We start from the raw sequence: 17,345 nt of genomic DNA on the forward strand, positions 1-17,345 counted from the left end.
AACCAACGCATTGAAGCCCGGTACTCCCAGGTACGGAAGGCCTGACTCCGAATCGTGATGAGGGGCACAACGGCACAAGCCGGGAGGAACAAGGTCATCGGGCGCCGTGGCGGGGGCCCTCACCCCGATGAACCCTGCCCGGCGGATCGCATGCCACACTCGGGGGCATGCGCGTGTACCTCGGTTCAGACCATGCCGGATACGAACTCAAGAACCACCTGGTCGAGTGGCTCCAGGCCCATGGCCACGAGGCCGTCGACTGCGGTCCCCACATCTACGACGCCCAGGACGACTACCCGCCGTTCTGTCTCCGCGCCGCCGAGAAGACGGCCGCGGACCCGGACTCGCTGGGCATCGTGATCGGCGGCTCCGGCAACGGTGAGCAGATCGCCGCGAACAAGGTGAAGGGCGTACGGGCGGCCCTGGCCTGGAGCGAGCAGACGGCGGCGCTGGGCCGTGAGCACAACAACGCGAACGTGATCTCCATCGGTGGGCGGATGCACACCCGGGAGGAGGCGACCAAGTTCGTGGAGGTGTTCCTCAGCACGCCGTACTCGGACGAGGAGCGCCACACGCGCCGTATCGAGATGCTGTCCGCGTACGAGACGACGGGCGAGCTCCCGCCGATCCCCGCGCACCACCCGCAGCAGGGCTGACCCGGCCCGATGCCCGAGGGCCATACGATCCACCGGCTGGCCGCCGACCACTGGGAGCGGTTCGGCGGCCGTCGCGTGCGCGCGTCGAGCCCGCAGGGGAAGTTCTCGGACGGGGCGGCCCTCGCCGACGGCCAGGTGCTGACGTCCGCCGAGGCGCACGGCAAACACCTCTTCCTGGGCTTCGGCGGGGTGGGCTGGGTCCACGTCCACCTGGGCCTGTTCGGGAAGTACGCGCTGGGCGACGGCCCGCCGCCCCCGCCGACGGAGACGATCCGTCTGCGCCTCACCGACGCCACCGGCTACGCGGACCTGCGCGGCCCCACGACCTGCGCGCTGATCACCGACCCCGAGAAGCGGGCGATACACGACCGCCTGGGGCCGGACCCGCTGCGCCCCCACGACGACGGCGAGAAGGCGTGGTCGCGGATCTCGCGGAGCCGGACGACGATCGCGGCGCTCTTGATGGACCAGAAGGTGATCGCCGGGGTCGGGAACGTGTACCGGGCGGAGGTCCTGTTCCGCCACGGGGTGGACCCCTACCGGGCAGGCCGTGACGTGCTGCGTTCCGAGTGGGACGCGATCTGGGCGGATCTGGTGGCGCTGATGCGGGAGGGGGTGCGGCTGAACCGCATCGACACGGTGCGTCCGGAGCACACCCCCGAGGCGATGGGACGACCGCCGAGGGTGGACGACCACGGGGGCGAGGTGTACGTGTACCGGCGGGCGCACCTGCCGTGCCACGTGTGCGGGACGGAGATCCGCACGGCGGACCTGGCGGCACGGAACCTGTTCTGGTGCCCCGGCTGCCAGACCGCCTGACTCAGCCCACCGCCAGAATCAGAACCCGTGCGGCAGCCACGGCGCCACCGGTGTCGTGAACGCCACCGACGCCTCCCGCAGGGCCCCCTCCCGCACCTCCCTGACGTGCCCGGCCGCCGCGAGCGAGCCGAGGGACGGGCCGCCCAGGTACGCCGCGCCCAACTCCCGTACGGACAGCGCCACATCGGCCGCGTCCGTCGTGCGCGAGCACACCGCCCCCTTGGTGTCCCCGCTCAGCCGCCACCGCCCCGCGTTCCACCCGCAGAACGCGTCCGACACCTCGAACACCACGTCCACCGGCGCGGAGTACGTCCGGGACGCCAGCGCCGCCCCGACGTCCACCGGCCGTACGTACATCCCGTCCCGCACCCGCGCCCCGCACCGCCGCACATCGGAGACGAGGTGCAGCAGCGGGTCGTCCACCGGACGGTTGCCCGCCTTCACCGTCGACATCAGGTCGATGCCGCAGAGGAACCGCCACAGCGCGGCGTACGCGGCCGGATCGTCCGCGCCGATGTCCCGCAGCGTCACTGTCCCCTTGGGTCCCGCCGCGTCCCACACCGGCTTGGTGTGGAAGCGGACGTACCCGACGGCCTCCCCGTCCCGCGAGGCGAGCACGCACTGCGCCGGCGACGCCCCGTCCCGCGCTCCCGCCGGGTCGAGCAGCGGATGCCGCTCCCAGCCCGGCGTACGCAGGAACCGGCCCGCGCGCTTACCCGCCGCGCGCCCGTAGACCTCCTCGCACACCGAAGCCGCCTCGGCGACCGGCACGTACCGCAGGGTCACGTCGTCCCCGCCGCCGGGGACCTCCACCCGCACCCGCGAGGAGTCGATCTCCAGCGCCAGCTGCTGGGTGGCGAGGCCGAACCCGAACCGGCCGTAGATGCCCGGCTCGGACGCCGTGAGCACGGCGAGCGACAGGCCCTCCTCGCGCACCACGTCGAGCTGCGCCCGCATCAGCGACCGGAGGATCCCCCTGCGCCGGTGCGTCGCCGCGACGCCCACCGCGCTGATCGCCCCGGTCGGCACGAACCCGCCCCCCGGGACCTCCACCGAGAGCGCGAAGGTCTGCGTCGTCCCGACGACGCGCGCCCCCTCGTACGCCGCCAGACACCGCTTCCGATCGATCACGGTGTCCCAGAACGCCTCCAGCTCCGGCTCCTCCGGGACAGCCCCGAACACCCGCTCCACCGCCGTGTACCACTCGTCGAAGTCGGCCGGGTCCAGTACACGTACATCCACAGTCATACGCCATGACTACCAGCGCGTATGACATCCGGTCGACCCGATTTCGAACGCATTGCCACAGGGGGTCCCCCTGCGCACGCGCGCGTTCGCTGGATAGGGTCACCGGCAATGGCACGTCGCGTGGGAGCGGATTCGTTCAGTGCCCGATGGCGCAAGTCCGCGCACCGGGCACGCATCGCGCTGCGCAAATCGGGAGTCGACTACTTCCGCGGCGACGGCTCGGACTGGATCGCCCTCGTGGGCCTCCTCCTCACCGTGCCCGCGATCGCCGGCGCCACACTCGCCTCACCGGTCTGGTGCGCCCCCAGCGCTCTCACCCTCCCCATCGTCGCGGGCGGCGTCCTGCTCCGCCCCGCCAGCCTGCTCGGTCTGTACGCCGCCGCCGCCCTCGCGCTGATCGTGGAATCCGTCCAGCTCGGCCCGTATACCGAGGGCCCCGCCCGGGTCACCCCCGGCACGGTCCTGGTGGTCGCCGCGTGCGGCCTCTTCGGGCTGCTCATCGCCCAGTTCCGGGCCCGCGTCGGCGTGCCCTGGCGGCGCGGCGGCACCATGCTCTTCGACCTGCGTGAACGTATCCGCGTGCAGTCCGCGCTGCCGCGGCTGCCGCGCGGCTGGCACCGCGAGATGGCGCTGCGCCCGGCCGGCGGCCAGTCCTTCTCCGGCGACTTCGTCGTGGCCGCCCGGACCAACGGCAACCGCACCCTCGAAGTCGTCCTCACCGACGTCTCCGGCAAGGGCATGGACGCCGGCTCGCGCGCGCTGCTCCTGTCCGGCGCGTTCGGCGGCCTCCTCGGCTCGCTCCCGCCGCACGGCTTCCTGCCGGCCGCCAACGGCTATCTGCTCCGGCAGAACTGGGACGAGGGGTTCGCCACCTCCATCCACCTCGTCCTGGACCTGGACTCCGGCGACTACGAGCTGCTCTCCGCCGGACACCTCCCCGCGCTCCACCTCCAGGCGGGCTCCGGCCGCTGGCGCGAGGTGTCGGGGGAGGGGCCGCTGCTCGGGGTGTACGACAGGGCCGAGTTCCACCCCGTGAAGGGCTCACTCGGGCCCGGCGACGTCCTGATGCTGTTCACGGACGGACTCGTCGAGACGGCCGAACGCGACATCGCGGAGGGCATCGACCGCCTCACGGGCGAGGCCGACCGCTATGTCACGACCGGCTTCGAGGGCGCGGCCTGGCATCTGATCGAGGCGGTCGCGAAGGACGTCAACGACGACCGCGCCCTGCTCCTGATCAGACGGGACGCATGAGGTCGCCCGTCATGGACGGGCCGGCTCCAGCACGGGGGTAGGGCTTTCCCCACCCCCGGTCCGCCGGGAGCCGCCATGGTCCCCGACCTGCCTCGATCCGTAGCTTCGACGTATCGGAAACGTACGGACGAGGAGAGGCCGAAGACGATGGCACTGCGACGGAGCAAGCGGCGGGCAACACCGGTCGAGGGCGCCGAGGGCGACCCCGGCTGGGCCGTCGAGCTGCGCGGGGTGCGGCGTCAGTACGGGCGCGGCGGCTCGGCCGTGCACGCCCTGCGGGGCATCGACATCCGGCTCCGGCGCGGCAGCTTCACGGCGGTGATGGGGCCCTCCGGCTCGGGCAAGTCGACGTTCCTCCAGTGCGCGGCGGGGCTCGACCGGCCCACCGACGGGTCGGTGCGGCTCGGCGGGACCGAGATCACCGGGATGAGCGAGAACAGGCTGACCGAACTGCGCCGGGCCCGCCTCGGCTTCGTCTTCCAGGCCTTCAACCTGCTGCCGTCGCTGACGGTCGAGCAGAACGTGGTGCTGCCGATGCGGCTCGCGGGGCGGCGCCCGGACCGGCGCCGGGCCGAGGAACTGCTCGGGCAGGTGGGCCTCGCGGGCAAGGGCCGGCGACGGCCCGGCGAGCTCTCCGGCGGGCAGCAGCAGCGCGTGGCGATCGCCCGCGCGCTGGTGACCCGCCCGGACGTGGTCTTCGCGGACGAGCCCACGGGCGCCCTGGACACCACGACGGCCACCGAGGTGCTGACCCTGCTGCGGACGGCCGTGGACGGCATGGGCGCGACCGTCGTCATGGTCACCCACGACCCCGGCGCCGCCGCCTACGCCGACCAGGTCCTCTTCCTCGCGGACGGATCGATCGTCGACGCGCTCACCCGCGCCTCGGCGGCGGACATCACCTCCCGGATGCGCACCCTGACCGCCCGGCCCACCCCCGCCCACGCCGGAACGGCGGCCTGATGCGCGGCAACGGCCTCGCCCGCGCGGCGCTCCGCTTCAAGCCCTCCGCGTTCGCCGGGACGTTCATCGCCCTGTTCATGGCCGCGATGATCGTCTCCGCGTGCGGCATCCTCCTGGAGACCGGCGTGCGTGCCTCCGTCCCGGCCGAGCGGTACGCGGGTGCCCCCGTCGTCGCCGCCGCCGACCAGCGGGCCCACTACACCAGCGGCAGCGGCGAGAACCGGGAGACCGAGTCCGTCGCGCTGCCCGACAAGGCCCGCCTCGACGCCGCCCTCACCGCCCGCGCGGCCTCGGCCCCCGGCGCAGCCGCCGCCATCGCGGACGTCTCCTTTCCCGTACGCGTGGGACAGACGCGCGGCACCGCCCACGGGTGGGGCTCGACCGCCTTCACCGGTACGAAGCTCACCTCCGGCACCCCGCCCCGTACCGGCCAGGTGGTGACGGGGGACGGCACGGGAGTCGGACAGCGCGTGAGCGTCGACACCCCGTCCGGTAACCGGCAGTTCACGGTGTCCGGCACCACCAGCAGCCCCGGCACAGTGTGGTTCGCCGACACCCAGGCCCTCGCCCTCTCCGGACACCCCGGCAAGGCCGACGCCATCGCGGTGCTGCCCTGGCCGGGCGTCAGCGCCTCCGCGCTCGCCACCCGGGTCGCCCAGCGGCTCGGGGACGCCGCCGAGGTCCACACCGGCGACGACCGGGGCGCCGTCGAGACCCCGGGTCTGGCCTACGCCAAGGAGATGCTGACCGCGCTCGGCGGCTCCTTCGGCGGCATGGCCACGGCCGTCGCCGTCTTCACCGCCGCCGGGACCGTCACCCTCTCGGTCGGCCAGCGCCGCCGCGAGTACGCCCTGCTGCGCGCCATCGGCGCCACCCCGCGCCAGATCCGGCGCACCATCGCCACCGAGACCCTGCTCGTCGCCCCGCTCGCGGGGGCGCTCGGCTGTCTGCCGGGCGTGGCGCTGGCGACCTGGTGGTTCGGCCAGCTCCGCGACAAGGGCGCGGTCCCGCGGGCCGTGGAGCTCTCGGTGTCGTGGATCCCGCTGGCGGCGGCGGCCGGCGCGGCCGTGCTGACCTCCTTGCTCTCCGGTTACCTGGCGGCCCGCCGCCCCTCGCGCGTCAAGCCCGGCGAGGCCCTGCGGGACGCGTCGGTGGAGCGGTTGCGGGCCGGCTGGATCCGCACCCCGCTCGGGGTTGCGGCCCTGGGCGGCGGCATCGCGCTCTCGGGTGTGGCCGCCGCCGAGAAGGGCGAGGACGCCGCCAACGCGGCCCTGGGCGTCGTCATGCTGTTCATGCTGGCGGTGGCGCTGCTCGGCCCGCTGATCGCCCGCGCCTGCGCGGGACTGTTCGGGCTGCCGCTGCGCGCGGCGGGCGCCCCGGCCTCGCTCGCGGCGGCCAACTCCCGTACCAACGCCCGCCGGCTGGCCTCCGCGATCACCCCGATCGTGCTGGCGATGGCGTTCTCCTCCACCCTCGTCTTCCTGCACACCAGCGAGGACCGTGTCGCCGGGAAGCAGCAGCGGGCGGGCCTCGTCGCGGACCGGGTGGTCACCGGCCCGGACGGCCTGGCCACGGACGCCGTGGCGCGGGCGAAGGCGACCCCGGGCGTCGCCACGGCGGTGGGCCTGACCCGTACGTCCGTGCTGGTCCACTCCGGCGGCGCCCTCCAGTCCGCCACCACCCAGGGCTTCACCGGCACCGGCGCCGACCTGGCCCGCGTCCAGGACCCGGGCGTGCGCACGGGCTCCCTGGACGCCCTGCGGCCCGGCACGGTCGCCCTCGACCAGGCCCTCGCCGACGACCTGGGGACCCGAGTGGGCCGGCGCGTCGCCCTCGTCCTGCCCGACGGCGCCAAGGCCTCCCCGACGGTCGTGGCCACGTACGCGAGGGGCCTGGGCCTGTCCCGGGTGACCCTCCCGCAGAGCGACCTGGCGCCCCACACCACCACCGTGCGCGCCCCCACGGAACTCCTCCTCAAGGGCCCTGTCCGCGCCGCCGCGCTGGCACCGCTCGGCACGGTCACGGACGCGGCGGGCTACGCCACGGCCAAGAGCCTGGACCGCGAGCTGAACGCCTGGGCCAACACCACCATGGCGGCGGTCCTCGGCGGCTTCGCGGCCATCGCGGCGGCGAACACGCTGGTCATGACCGTGCTGGACCGCCGCCGCGAGCTCGGCACCCTGCGCCTGATCGGCACCACCCGCCGCCAGGTGCTGGGCATGATCCGCTGGGAGGCGCTGCTGGTGACCTCGGCGGGGCTGGTGCTCGGCACGGCGATCGCGCTGGCCACCCTCTTCCCGATGACCAACGGCCTGACCGGCGAGAACCCGTACATCCCGCCCGTCCTGTACGGCTCGTTCGCCGCCGGAATCCTGGGCCTGGGCCTCGCCTGCACGGCGCTCCCGGCGCGGGCGGCCCTACGCTGAACCGCATGCTCACACTCCCCGAGGTCGAGGCCGTCGCCCGGGCGGCCCACGCCGCCCAGACCGACAAGGCGGGCCGCCCCTACACCGAACACCTGGCGGCCGTGGCCGAGGGCGTACGCGCGCGGGGCGGCAGCGAGGCGCAGATCGCGGCGGCCTGGCTGCACGACGCGGTGGAGGACGGGGCCCTGCCGCCGGGCTGGCTGGAGGAGACGGAACTCGCGCCCGGGGTGCGGGAGATGGTGAGGGCGCTCACCAAGGAGCCCGGCGAGGACCTTCGGGCCTACACGGCCAGGATCCTCGCCACCCCGGGCGCGCTGCTGGTCAAGGAGGCGGACCTGGCCCACAACGCGGACCCGGCCCGCCTCGCCGCCCTCGACCCGGCGACCCGGTCCCGCCTCACCCGCAAGTACGCCACCGCCCGCGCCCTCCTGGAACTCCCGGACCCGCACGCACGTTTGGGGTGATGCATACCTTGGCTATGTGTCAGGCGGCAGGACCTGGAGGGGTGTTGGTGGCACGATGGACCCTGCGGGGTGTGCTCGGCGGCACACTCCGGGCCGGCAAGGCGGACCGACCAAGGGTGTGATCAGTTGTGGCCATTTCACTGTCTGTGGTGCTGCTGTTGGCGATCGTCCTCGTGGTGATGATCCGCGGCGGCTCCATCAAGACCGGCCCGGCCATAGTCGCCGCGCTCTTCGGTTTCTTCATGGCGTCGACCGGAATGGCGCCGTCGATACAGCGCTTCCTGAACTCGCTCGCGGACACGATCAACCAGATCAAGTTCTGAGCCGGCCGTCCGGGCCCGGGACCCGGGAAACACCTCGGGCCCGGTGACCTGGTCACCGGGCCCGAGGGCTGTGGAGCGGGCGACGGGAATCGAACCCGCGTAGCTAGTTTGGAAGACTAGGGCTCTACCATTGAGCTACGCCCGCGTGCGCCGCGCCGCAGGTCGGGAACGACCGCGGCACGAAGAGCATCGTAGCGGGTCACCCCCCGCGCGCGCACACCGCGTCCGGCCGCGCGGCCCGCCGTGGAAAGCGGCCTACGGATTCCTCGCGGGCATGTACCCTACGTGTCGCACCGACGGGGTGTGGCGCAGCTTGGTAGCGCGTCCGCTTTGGGAGCGGAAGGCCGTGGGTTCAAATCCCGCCACCCCGACCAGCGCCTCGCACGATCTTCCGAGTGCGCCTTACACGATTCCCGCGCACAAGATCACATTGTGGGTGGCATCCCGCTTGCGGTTACTATGCAAGCTGCGTGCCCGTGTGTCTGATGAATCCGATGAACCGGGCCCGATCCGCCCGCGGCCGTCGGCCACCGGGTAGAACCCCCCAGAAGTCAGCCACAAGGAGACCGAACCGTGAAGAGCGCCGTGGAGACCCTGAACCCGACCCGGGTTCGGCTCACTGTCGAGGTGCCCTTCGAGGAGCTCAAGGACAGCCTCGACGCGGCGTACAAGAAGATCAACCAGCAGGTCACGGTCAAGGGCTTCCGCAAGGGCAAGATCCCGGCCCGCGTCATCGACCAGCGGTTCGGCCGTGGTGCTGTGCTGGAGGAGGCCGTCAACGACGCCCTCCCGAAGTTCTACACCGAGGCGGTCAACGAGGCCGAGCTGAACCCGCTCGGCCAGCCCGAGGTCGACATCACGGAGCTGAAGGACGGCGAGACGCTGAACTTCACCGCCGAGGTCGACATCCGTCCGACGATCGAGATCCCGGACTACTCGGGCATCGAGGTGACCGTCGACGCCGTCGAGGTCTCCGAGGAGGACGTCGAGAAGGCCGTCTCCGACCTGCGTGAGCGCTTCGCCTCGACCTCCCCGGTCGAGCGCGCCGCCCAGGACGGCGACGTCGTGACGATCGACCTGGAGGCCAAGGTCGACGGCGAGGTCCTGGAGGACGGCGTCGCCGAGGGTGTCTCGTACACCATCGGTTCCGGCGAGCTCCTCGACGGCATCGACGAGGCCGTCAAGGGCCTGGAGGCCGGTGGCGAGGCCACCTTCACCTCCCAGCTCAAGGGCGGCTCGGCCGAGGGCAAGGACGCCGAGGTCACCGTCAAGGTCACCCAGGTCGCCGCGCGTGAACTGCCGGAGCTGGACGACGACTTCGCGCAGCTCGCCTCGGAGTTCGACACCCTCGACGAGCTCAAGGCCGACAGCCGCAAGCGCCTCGAGAACATGAAGCAGTTCGACCAGGCCACCCAGGCCCAGGAGCGCGTGCTCGACGAGCTGCTGAAGATCACCGAGGTGCCGATCCCCGAGAAGCTCCTCGCGGACGAGATCCAGACGCGCAAGCACAACCTGGAGCACCACCAGCTCGGCCAGATGGGCCTCGACCTCGCCAAGTACTTGGAGATCCAGGGCAAGACGCAGGAAGAGTTCGACGCCGAGACCGAGGAAGCGGCCGTCAAGGGCATCAAGACGCAGTTCATCCTCGACGAGCTCGTCAACAAGGAGAAGCTGAACGTCAACCAGGAGGAGCTCACCGAGCACCTGGTGCGCCGTGCCGCCTCCTCCGGCATGTCCCCCGACCAGTTCGCCCAGGCCGTCGTCGAGGGCGGCCAGGTGCCGATGCTCGTCGGCGAGGTCGCCCGCGGCAAGGCGCTGGCCGTGGTCGTCGAGTCCGCCAAGGTGGTCGACACCAACGGTGAGGTCGTCGACCTGGAGGACGACGAGGACGAGGCCGCCGAGGCCGCCGAGGCCGGCGAGGCCGGCGAGACGGAGGCCGTGGAGGCCGCCGCCGACGCCGACGCCGAGGAGAAGACCGAGGCCTGAGCCTCGGCCGGACCTCGTACGGCAGGCACCGCCTGACCACGTACGACGTACGTACGGAGGGGCCCGTGACGCAGCCGCGTCCGGGCCCTTCCGCGTACCCGCGCCGCAGCCGCCCGGGCCCCTCCCGTGGCCGGATCCGCACGGCCCCGCGCTTCAACCACCTTGCGCTCCGAGCGAACAGTTCGGGAACCGGGATGGCGTTGTCCTACCTGCGCGTTAGGGTCCATGAATACGGGGGTGGAGTCAGCCGGTGACGAGTCGGCCCCGAAGGCCCCGCCCTCTGAACGAAGACGCTGAGACGGTTGAAGCCGTCAGAGACGAGCAGGTGGATACGTGACGAATCTGATGCCTTACGCCGCCGGCGAGCCGTCCCTCGGTGGTGGCCTCGGCGACCATGTCTACAACCGGCTGCTCAACGAGCGCATCATCTTCCTCGGCCAGCAGGTCGACGACGACATCGCGAACAAGATCACGGCGCAGCTGCTCCTCCTGGCCGCCGAGCCGGAGAAGGACATCTACCTCTACATCAACAGCCCCGGCGGCTCGGTGACGGCCGGCATGGCGATCTACGACACCATGCAGTACATCCCGAACGACGTGGTCACGATCGGTATGGGCATGGCGGCCTCGATGGGCCAGTTCCTGCTCACCGGCGGCGCCGCCGGCAAGCGCTTCGCCCTGCCGAACACCGACATCCTGATGCACCAGGGCTCCGCCGGCATCGGCGGCACCGCCTCGGACATCAAGATCCAGGCCGAGTACCTGCTGCGTACGAAGACGCGCATGGCGGAGATCACCGCCCGCCACTCGGGCCAGACGGTCGAGACGATCATCCGCGACGGCGACCGCGACCGCTGGTACACGGCGGAGGAGGCCAAGGAGTACGGCCTCATCGACGACATCATGGCCCACGCGGCCGGTGTTCCGGGCGGCGGCGGCACCGGGGCCTGAGCCCCGTCCCCCGGCTCCGAGCGAGCCGGGGACCCCAGCCCCGGCCCCGAAGCCCCCGAGCCCCCCGAACGCCACCAGGATGGTGAACCCCGACATGCAGAACAACCTCTCCGCAAGCGGCCTCTACACCGGCCCGCAGGTGGACAACCGCTACATCGTGCCGCGCTTCGTCGAGCGCACCTCGCAGGGCGTGCGCGAGTACGACCCGTACGCGAAGCTGTTCGAGGAGCGCGTGATCTTCCTCGGCGTGCAGATCGACGACGCCTCCGCCAACGACGTCATGGCGCAGCTGCTGTGCCTGGAGTCGATGGACCCGGACCGCGACATCTCGATCTACATCAACAGCCCCGGCGGCTCGTTCACGGCCCTGACGGCCATCTACGACACGATGCAGTTCGTGAAGCCCGACATCCAGACCGTCTGCATGGGCCAGGCGGCCTCCGCCGCCGCCGTGCTGCTCGCCGCGGGCACCCCCGGCAAGCGCATGGCCCTGCCGAACGCGCGCGTGCTGATCCACCAGCCGTCCTCGCAGACCGGCCGCGAGCAGCTCTCCGACCTGGAGATCGCGGCCAACGAGATCCTGCGCATGCGCAGCCAGCTGGAGGAGATGCTCGCCAAGCACTCCACCACGCCCATCGAGAAGATCCGGGACGACATCGAGCGGGACAAGATCCTCACCGCCGAGGACGCCCTGGCGTACGGCCTGGTCGACCAGATCGTGTCGACCCGGAAGACGACGTCGGCCGCGGCTGCCTGACGCAGCCGGAAGCCCCTGGCGCGGCGCACCCGACGGTCCCCGTCGAAGTGAACCGCGCCAAGGGGGGCCCGAACGGGGGGCCAGGCAAGGTACCGTCGGATATGAGGCACCAGGAGCCGCTGAACGTGGCGTCTCCCAGGCGAAGGGGAAGCACCTCGTGGCACGCATCGGTGATGGCGGCGACCTGCTCAAGTGCTCGTTCTGCGGCAAGAGCCAGAAGCAGGTGAAGAAGCTCATCGCAGGCCCCGGTGTGTACATCTGCGACGAGTGCATCGATCTCTGCAACGAGATCATCGAGGAGGAACTCGCGGAGTCCTCCGAGGTGCGGTGGGAGGAACTGCCCAAGCCGCGCGAGATCTACGAGTTCCTGGAGAGCTACGTGGTGGGCCAGGAGCCCGCCAAGAAGGCGCTCTCCGTAGCGGTCTACAACCACTACAAGCGCGTCCAGGCCGGCGAGAACGGCGGCGCGCAGGGCCGTGACGACGCCATCGAGCTGGCGAAGTCCAACATCCTGCTGCTCGGCCCCACCGGCTCGGGCAAGACCCTCCTCGCGCAGACCCTCGCCCGGATGCTGAACGTCCCGTTCGCCATCGCGGACGCGACGGCGCTGACGGAGGCGGGGTACGTGGGCGAGGACGTCGAGAACATCCTGCTCAAGCTCATCCAGGCCGCCGACTACGACGTCAAGAAGGCCGAGACGGGCATCATCTACATCGACGAGATCGACAAGGTCGCCCGGAAGAGCGAAAACCCGTCGATCACGCGCGATGTCTCCGGCGAGGGCGTCCAGCAGGCCCTGCTCAAGATCCTGGAGGGCACCACGGCCTCGGTGCCGCCCCAGGGCGGGCGCAAGCACCCCCACCAGGAGTTCATCCAGATCGACACGACGAACGTGCTGTTCATCGTGGGCGGTGCCTTCGCGGGCCTGGAGAAGATCATCGAGTCCCGGGCCGGCGCGAAGGGCATCGGCTTCGGCGCGACGATCCGCTCCAAGCGGGAGATCGAGGCGAGCGACCAGTTCCAGGAGGTCATGCCGGAGGACCTGGTGAAGTTCGGGATGATCCCCGAGTTCATCGGCCGCCTCCCCGTCCTGACCTCCGTCCACAACCTGGACCGCGAGGCGCTCCTCCAGATCCTGGTCGAGCCGCGCAACGCGCTGGTCAAGCAGTACCAGCGCCTGTTCGAACTCGACGGCGTGGAGCTGGACTTCGACCGCCCCGCCCTGGAGGCCATCGCCGACCAGGCGATCCTGCGCGGCACCGGGGCGCGCGGTCTGCGCGCGATCATGGAGGAAGTCCTGATGTCGGTGATGTACGAGGTCCCGTCCCGCAAGGACGTGGCCCGCGTCGTCATCACGTCGGACGTGGTCCACAACAACGTCAACCCGACGCTGGTCCCGCGCGAGCCGCGCATCGTGAAGAACGACGGGCGGCACGAGAAGAGCGCGTAGCGCTCGGAGTACGTACGGGAAGGGCGCCCGGCCGGTTGGAGACCCAACCGGCCGGGCGCCCTGGTGTTCCCGCGGCGACGCGCGGCTACTTCTTCACGCGCGCGGTGTTGTAGAGCTTCGCGGCGAGATCGGCGACCTGGTCGGTGGGCATGGCCGCGCCGCCGGTGCCCAGGATCTGCGCCACGTCGACGTTCTCGACGACGCCAACGGTGCTGTAGTCGGCCCAGATGCAGACCGGGACCTCGAAGGTCTTCAGTCCCTGGCTGGTCGCGGCCGGCTTGGTGTTGGTGAACTTGACGTTCTGGCACTTCATGAGAGCGCCCGAGAAGCCGGCGGGCTTGACTGCCTTCGGGCTGCCGATCAGCTCGGCCTTCAGACCGTCGTCGCTGCCCTTCTTCTTGTCCTCGTCGCTGCCCTGCTGCATCTTCGCGAATGCGGCGTCGAGAGTCTTCGACGGGTCGCTGATCTCGCCGTAGACACCCTTGAGCATCAGCATCTTCCCGGCCATCGGGTTCTTGGGGTCACCGGCCTTGTACTGGGCGCTCACCTGCGCGGGGTCCTTGATCCCCATGGCCTCGGACTTCGACTTGTCCTTGGCCGTGAACTCGTTGTCGGCCGAGGACGACGGGGCCTTCTGGTACTCGCCGACCGCATCGGGCGCGACCAGCTTGTAACCCTTGGTGCTCGCCGACACGTCGCTGTTGTCGCCGCCCGAGCCCTTCGTCATGAAGTACACGCCACCCCCGACCGCCGCGATCGCGACCACGGCGGCCGTGATGATCAGGCCCGTCTTCTTCTTGGCCGGGGCGGGCGGCGGCGGCATCGGGGCGCCGTACGGCGGCTGCTGGCCGTACTGGGGCTGCTGGGTCGGGTAGCCGTAGCCCTGCTGCGGCGGGACGCCCTGCGGGGGCTGCTGCGGGTAGCCGTAGCCGGGCTGGGGCTGGCCGTAGGGCTGCTGAGGCGGCTGCTGACCGTACGGGCCGGGCTGCTGGGGCTGGCCGCCGTACGGGCCCGGCTGGTTGTAGCTCATTGCTGGTGTTCCCCCTAGGGATGCTTATCCGATCCCGACATCCTCGCGGACGGCCCGCCCACACACCGCATCGGGGGGCCGACCGTTACCAAAGATTCCCGTTTCAGTACCGGCCGGTGACACCCCTAAACTGACCCCGTGACCGAGAACACTCAGCAGCAGAATCCAGCGCCCACGACCGAACTGCCGACCCAGTACGCGCCGGCCCAGGTAGAGGGGGAGCTGTATGAGCGCTGGGTGGAGCGCGGTTACTTCGAGGCGGACGCCAAGAGCGACAAGCCTCCGTACACCATCGTCATCCCGCCGCCCAACGTCACCGGCAGCCTGCACCTGGGCCACGCCTTCGAGCACACGCTGATCGACGCCCTCACCCGCCGCAAGCGCATGCAGGGCTACGAGACGCTGTGGCAGCCGGGCATGGACCACGCGGGCATCGCCACCCAGAACGTCGTCGAGCGTGAGCTCGCGAAGGAGGGCAAGTCCCGTCACGACCTCGGCCGGGAGGCGTTCATCGAGCGCGTCTGGCAGTGGAAGAGCGAGTCCGGTGGCCAGATCTCCGGCCAGATGCGCCGCCTCGGTGACGGTGTCGACTGGTCGCGTGAGCGGTTCACCATGGACGAGGGCCTGTCCGAGGCCGTCCAGACCATCTTCAAGAAGCTCTACGACGACGAGCTGATCTACCGCGCCGAGCGCATCATCAACTGGTGCCCGCGCTGTCTGACGGCGATCTCGGACATCGAGGTCGAGTACCAGGACGACGACGGCGAGCTCGTCTCCATCCGGTACGGGGACGGGGACGCGTCCATCGTCGTCGCCACCACCCGCGCCGAGACGATGCTCGGTGACACGGCCGTCGCGGTCCACCCCGAGGACGAGCGGTACAAGCACCTCGTCGGTACCGAGATCGAGCTGCCGCTCACCGGCCGCCGTATCCCGGTCGTCGCGGACGAGCACGTCGACCCCGAGTTCGGCACCGGCGCCGTCAAGGTGACCCCGGCGCACGACCCGAACGACTTCGAGATCGGCCAGCGCCACGGCCTGCCCAACCTCGCCGTCATGGACGAGCACGCGGTCATCACCGTCCACGGCCCCTTCCAGGGCCTGGACCGGCTGGAGGCCCGCTCCGCCATCGTCGCCGCGCTGCGCGCCGACGGCCGGATCGTCGCCGAGAAGCGCCCGTACACCCACTCGGTCGGCCACTGCTCGCGCTGCAAGACCACCATCGAGCCGCGTCTGTCGATGCAGTGGTGGGTCAAGGTCGGCCCGCTCGCGAAGGCCGCCGGTGACGCGGTCCGCGACGGCAAGGTCAAGATCCACCCGCAGGAGATGGAGAAGCGGTACTTCGACTGGGTCGACAACCTCCACGACTGGTGCATCTCGCGCCAGCTGTGGTGGGGCCACCGCATCCCCGTCTGGTACGGCCCGAACGGCGAGATCGTCTGCGTCGGCCCGGACGAGCAGCCTCCGACGGGCGAGGGCTGGCGCCAGGACACCGACGTCCTGGACACCTGGTTCTCCTCGGGTCTGTGGCCCTTCTCCACCCTGGGCTGGCCGCAGCAGACCGAGAGCCTCGCGAAGTTCTACCCGAACTCCGTCCTGGTCACCGGCTACGACATCCTCTTCTTCTGGGTCGCCCGGATGATGATGTTCGGTCTGTACGCGATGGACGGCACCCCGCCGTTCCACACCATCGCCCTGCACGGCATGGTCCGCGACCAGTTCGGCAAGAAGATGTCGAAGTCCTTCGGCAACGCGGTCAACCCGCTCGACTGGATGGACACGTACGGCTCCGACGCCGTCCGCTTCACCCTGGCGCGCGGCGCCAACCCGGGCGTCGACGTCCCGATCGGCGAGGACTGGGTCCAGGCGTCCCGCAACTTCGCCAACAAGATCTGGAACGCGACGCGCTTCGCGCTGATGAACGGCGCCACCGTCGAGGGCGAACTGCCGCCCGTCGAGCAGCTGTCGGCGGTCGACCGCTGGATCCTGTCGCGGCTCAACAAGACCGTGGCCGAGGTCGACGGCCTCTACGAGGACTACCAGTTCTCGAAGCTGTCCGAGGCCCTCTACCACTTCGCGTGGGACGAGGTCTTCGACTGGTACGTCGAGCTGTCGAAGACGACCTTCTTCGCGGGTGGCGAGCCGGCGAAGGTCTCCGGGCGGGTCCTGGGCGAGGTCCTGGACGTCACCCTGCGTCTGCTGCACCCCGTCGTCCCCTTCGTCACCGACACCCTGTGGACGACGCTGACGGGCGGCGAGTCGCTCGTCATCGCCGACTGGCCGAGCGACAGCGGCTTCCGCGACGAGGCCGCCGAGCGCGAGATCGAGCTCGTCCAGCAGGTCGTCACCGAGGTGCGGCGGTTCCGCTCGGACCAGGGGCTCCAGCCGGGGCAGAAGGTCCCGGCCGAGCTGACCCTGGACGGTACGGCGCTGGCCCCGCACGAGGCGGCCATCCGTCAGCTGCTCCGCCTCCAGCCGGCCGGTGAGGGCTTCCACGCCACCGCCTCGCTGCCGGTCGCGGGTGCGACCGTGGCGCTGGACCTGTCCGGCACGATCGACGTCGAGGCCGAGCGCAAGCGCCTGGCCAAGGACCTCGCGGCGGCCGAGAAGGAGAAGGCGCAGGCCAACGGCAAGCTCGGCAACGAGGCGTTCCTGGGGAAGGCGCCGGACAACGTGGTCGACAAGATCCGTACGCGGCTGGCCAAGGCCGAGGCCGATATCGAGCGGATCACGGCGCAGCTGGGGAGTCTGCCGCAGGCGTAGCGAGGGCTGTGTGCTGTGGAGGGGCCCCGGACCGTCTTACGGTCCCGGGCCCCTCCGCCGCTTCCCCGGTCGGCCGGCCGACCGGCTCGGGCACCGGCGCGCCACGTCGGGCCATGGGCCCCGCCCCCTTCTTCCGTCTGCGGGCTGTGTGTGGCCGGTCGCGGGGGGGGGGGGGGGGGGGGGGGGGGGGGGGGGGGGGGGGGGGGGGGGGGGGGGGGGGGGGGGGGGGGGGGGGGGGGGGGGGGGGGGGGGGGG

General features: G+C 71.2%; 14 protein-coding genes and 2 tRNA genes. 13 read left to right on the forward strand and 3 right to left on the reverse strand.

The features are described 5' to 3' along the window. The first annotated feature begins 167 nt into the window (after positions 1–167). Both ACZ5ID_RS16600 and ACZ5ID_RS16605 read left to right on the forward strand, forming a co-directional pair. Complete coding sequence (locus ACZ5ID_RS16600; RefSeq protein ID WP_468897949.1) at positions 168–656, forward strand: ribose-5-phosphate isomerase; 489 nt, start codon at positions 168–170, stop codon at positions 654–656. A 9-nt stretch (positions 657–665) separates the two neighbouring features. Further along, positions 666–1,475: an Fpg/Nei family DNA glycosylase gene (locus ACZ5ID_RS16605; protein ID WP_468897951.1), complete on the forward strand. Its 810-nt coding sequence runs from the start codon at positions 666–668 to the stop codon at positions 1,473–1,475. A gap of 18 nt (positions 1,476–1,493) precedes the next feature. Here the strand turns inward: ACZ5ID_RS16605 and ACZ5ID_RS16610 are convergent, their stop codons facing one another. Then, on the reverse strand, positions 1,494–2,723 hold the full coding sequence (locus ACZ5ID_RS16610; protein WP_468897953.1) for a GNAT family N-acetyltransferase: 1,230 nt from the start codon (positions 2,721–2,723) through the stop codon (positions 1,494–1,496). A gap of 108 nt (positions 2,724–2,831) precedes the next feature. Between ACZ5ID_RS16610 and ACZ5ID_RS16615 the strand changes: the two genes are divergently transcribed. The 5 genes from ACZ5ID_RS16615 to ACZ5ID_RS16635 all read left to right on the forward strand — a co-directional run bounded on the left by ACZ5ID_RS16615 (position 2,832) and on the right by ACZ5ID_RS16635 (position 8,153). Next, positions 2,832–3,977: a PP2C family protein-serine/threonine phosphatase gene (locus ACZ5ID_RS16615; RefSeq protein ID WP_406553562.1), complete on the forward strand. Its 1,146-nt coding sequence runs from the start codon at positions 2,832–2,834 to the stop codon at positions 3,975–3,977. A gap of 147 nt (positions 3,978–4,124) precedes the next feature. After that, on the forward strand, positions 4,125–4,940 hold the full coding sequence (locus ACZ5ID_RS16620) for an ABC transporter ATP-binding protein (protein WP_468897955.1): 816 nt from the start codon (positions 4,125–4,127) through the stop codon (positions 4,938–4,940). Then, positions 4,940–7,366 (forward strand): ABC transporter permease, encoded by a 2,427-nt coding sequence (locus ACZ5ID_RS16625; protein WP_468897957.1) that lies wholly within the window; start codon positions 4,940–4,942, stop codon positions 7,364–7,366. The genes ACZ5ID_RS16620 and ACZ5ID_RS16625 overlap by 1 nt, the downstream gene beginning before the upstream one ends. Positions 7,367–7,371: 5 nt before the next feature. Next, a complete protein-coding gene (locus ACZ5ID_RS16630) occupies positions 7,372–7,830 on the forward strand; it encodes an HD domain-containing protein (protein WP_468897959.1) in 459 nt (152 codons plus the stop codon). A 128-nt stretch (positions 7,831–7,958) separates the two neighbouring features. Then, on the forward strand, positions 7,959–8,153 hold the full coding sequence (locus ACZ5ID_RS16635) for a hypothetical protein (RefSeq protein ID WP_067159004.1): 195 nt from the start codon (positions 7,959–7,961) through the stop codon (positions 8,151–8,153). A 71-nt stretch (positions 8,154–8,224) separates the two neighbouring features. Here ACZ5ID_RS16635 and ACZ5ID_RS16640 read toward each other — a convergent pair. Further along, positions 8,225–8,298 (reverse strand) — tRNA-Gly (locus ACZ5ID_RS16640). A 152-nt stretch (positions 8,299–8,450) separates the two neighbouring features. Between ACZ5ID_RS16640 and ACZ5ID_RS16645 the strand changes: the two genes are divergently transcribed. The 5 genes from ACZ5ID_RS16645 to clpX all read left to right on the forward strand — a co-directional run bounded on the left by ACZ5ID_RS16645 (position 8,451) and on the right by clpX (position 13,297). Beyond that, positions 8,451–8,527, forward strand: a tRNA-Pro gene (locus tag ACZ5ID_RS16645). A 199-nt stretch (positions 8,528–8,726) separates the two neighbouring features. Beyond that, entirely contained in the window at positions 8,727–10,139 is a 1,413-nt protein-coding gene (gene tig, locus ACZ5ID_RS16650; protein ID WP_468897962.1) for a trigger factor, read from the forward strand. A 333-nt stretch (positions 10,140–10,472) separates the two neighbouring features. Next, positions 10,473–11,090, forward strand: a complete 618-nt coding sequence (locus tag ACZ5ID_RS16655; RefSeq protein ID WP_467874866.1) for an ATP-dependent Clp protease proteolytic subunit — start codon at positions 10,473–10,475, stop codon at positions 11,088–11,090. Positions 11,091–11,184: 94 nt separating this feature from the next. Continuing rightward, positions 11,185–11,847 (forward strand): ATP-dependent Clp protease proteolytic subunit, encoded by a 663-nt coding sequence (locus tag ACZ5ID_RS16660; protein WP_101392375.1) that lies wholly within the window; start codon positions 11,185–11,187, stop codon positions 11,845–11,847. 157 nt (positions 11,848–12,004) lie between these two features. Then, positions 12,005–13,297: an ATP-dependent Clp protease ATP-binding subunit ClpX gene (clpX, locus tag ACZ5ID_RS16665; protein WP_067158960.1), complete on the forward strand. Its 1,293-nt coding sequence runs from the start codon at positions 12,005–12,007 to the stop codon at positions 13,295–13,297. 85 nt (positions 13,298–13,382) lie between these two features. On the opposite strand, the gene ACZ5ID_RS16670 is transcribed toward clpX, so the two are convergent. Further along, on the reverse strand, positions 13,383–14,327 hold the full coding sequence (locus ACZ5ID_RS16670; RefSeq protein ID WP_468897964.1) for a hypothetical protein: 945 nt from the start codon (positions 14,325–14,327) through the stop codon (positions 13,383–13,385). 138 nt (positions 14,328–14,465) lie between these two features. Here ACZ5ID_RS16670 and ACZ5ID_RS16675 point away from each other — a divergent pair, with 138 nt between their 5' ends. After that, entirely contained in the window at positions 14,466–17,090 is a 2,625-nt protein-coding gene (locus tag ACZ5ID_RS16675) for a valine--tRNA ligase (RefSeq protein WP_468897966.1), read from the forward strand. Positions 17,091–17,345 lie beyond the last annotated feature (255 nt).

It is taken from the genome of Streptomyces sp. NPDC031670, from assembly GCF_055580545.1.